General features: G+C 57.9%; 3 protein-coding genes. 1 reads left to right on the top strand and 2 read right to left on the bottom strand.

The window, feature by feature from the left end:
* Positions 1–495, top strand: a 495-nt coding sequence (locus tag VGP75_RS00125) for an esterase/lipase family protein (protein ID WP_327541711.1), incomplete at its 5' end; no start/stop codon positions are given.
* Here VGP75_RS00125 and VGP75_RS00120 read toward each other — a convergent pair.
* Both VGP75_RS00120 and VGP75_RS00115 read right to left on the bottom strand, forming a co-directional pair.
* Positions 492–1562, bottom strand: a complete 1071-nt coding sequence (locus VGP75_RS00120; protein WP_327541710.1) for a 5-(carboxyamino)imidazole ribonucleotide synthase — start codon at positions 1560–1562, stop codon at positions 492–494. The two genes, VGP75_RS00125 and VGP75_RS00120, sit on opposite strands and share 4 nt — an antisense overlap.
* A partial coding sequence (locus VGP75_RS00115) for an AIR carboxylase family protein (protein ID WP_327541709.1) occupies positions 1555–1824 on the bottom strand: 270 nt, incomplete at its 5' end. The genes VGP75_RS00120 and VGP75_RS00115, both read right to left, overlap by 8 nt.

Below are 1824 nucleotides of genomic sequence, written 5' to 3'. Positions count from 1 at the left end.
GGCGACCGCCGCGTGAACTTCGTGACACACTCGATGGGTGGAATCCTTGTGCGCGCGTGGCTGACCAACAACCGCCCCGCTGACATGGGGCGGGTGGTCATGCTGGGGCCACCCAATGGCGGCTCCGAACTCGTCGATATTTTCGGCGACTTCGAACCGTTCCAATGGGTCAACGGCCCCGCTGGCCTGCAACTGGGGACTGAGGCAGGCAGCCTGCCTAACCAACTTGCAGAAATACCTTATGAGATCGGGATTATTGCGGGCAATCGCACCCTCAACCCTGTCTATTCCGCCCTGATCGAAGGGCCGGATGACGGGAAAGTGTCGGTCGCATCAACGCGCCTGGAGGGCATGAAAGATCACCTTGTCCTGCCGGTCACCCACACCTTCATGATGAACAATCCTCTGGTGATCGAAGAGGTTATAGCCTTCCTGCGCGACGGCGAATTCGACCGTAGTCTCAGCCTTACAGGCATTATCTTCGGGACCGACTAAGCAGGTTTTACAACCCGATTGACATGGCCCATCTTGCGCCCTGCCTTGACCTCGGCCTTGCCATAAAGGTGGATCGCCGCATCGGTCTTGGCCAGTTCCGGCACACGGTCCATATCATCGCCGATCAGGTTCTCCATCACGACATCCGAATGGCGATAACCGTCCCCTAATGGCCAGCCTGCCACCGCACGGATATGTTGCTCGAATTGGCAGATGGTGCAGCCATTCTGCGTCCAATGGCCCGAATTGTGCACACGCGGCGCGATTTCATTCACGATCAATCCCTGCGGTGTCACGAAAAGCTCCACCCCCATGACACCGACATAGTCAAGCGCATTCAAAATACGCGCGGCGATCAACACGGCATCCGTGCTTTGGCTGGGCGTCAGTTTCGCAGGTACGGTGGTCGTGCGCAAAATTCCGGCTTCATGGACGTTTTCACCCGGATCATAGCAGGCGACGGCACCATCAGGGCCACGTGCGCCAATAACTGATACCTCATGACTGAAATTCACAAAGCCTTCCAATATCGCAGGTGCACCTGACATATCGGCAAGTGCGGTGGCCGCATCATCCGGCGTCATGATCCGCGCCTGTCCCTTGCCGTCATAGCCCATCCGCCGCGTTTTCAGGATCGCAGGTGTGCCAATGGTGGCCAGTGCAGCGTCCAAATCAGCGGCTTTGCTGACATCCGCAAAGGGCGCTGTTTGTAGGCCCAGATCCTTTAGAAACGTCTTTTCAGTCAAACGGTCCTGACTGGTGGACAATGCCTGACGCCCGGGATGGATCGGGGCCAGTTTTTCGAGTAGATCAAGCGCGCTTGTGGGGATGTTCTCGAACTCATATGTAATGACATCAACCGCATTTCCAAAGGCCGTCAGCGCTGCCACGTCATCATAGGAAGCTGTGGTCACTCGGTGCGCGACATCACCCGCAGGTGCATTCGCGCCAGGTTCAAAAATATGGGTTTTCAGGCCAAGGCGGCTTGCAGCAACGGCCAGCATACGACCCAACTGACCACCGCCCAAGATACCGATCGTGGCCCCGACAGGAAGAGCGTCAGACATCGCTGGGTTCATCCGGAATAGAAGCGCTCAAATCGCTGCGCCACTGGTCCAATCGCGCAGCCAGATCAGCATCGTGCAGCGCAAGAATACCCGCCGCCATCAAACCACCATTCTTGGCCCCCGCCGCACCAATCGCCATGGTTGCCACAGGAAAGCCGCGCGGCATTTGCAGAATGGAATAGAGGCTATCGACGCCCGACAACGCCTGCGTCTGCACCGGCACGCCTACCACAGGCACGCGGGTTTTCGACGCCATCATGCC

Origin of the sequence: Yoonia sp. (genome assembly GCF_036007805.1) — a bacterium.
Classification (GTDB): domain Bacteria; phylum Pseudomonadota; class Alphaproteobacteria; order Rhodobacterales; family Rhodobacteraceae; genus Yoonia.
This window is presented reverse-complemented; position numbering and strand designations above follow the sequence as displayed.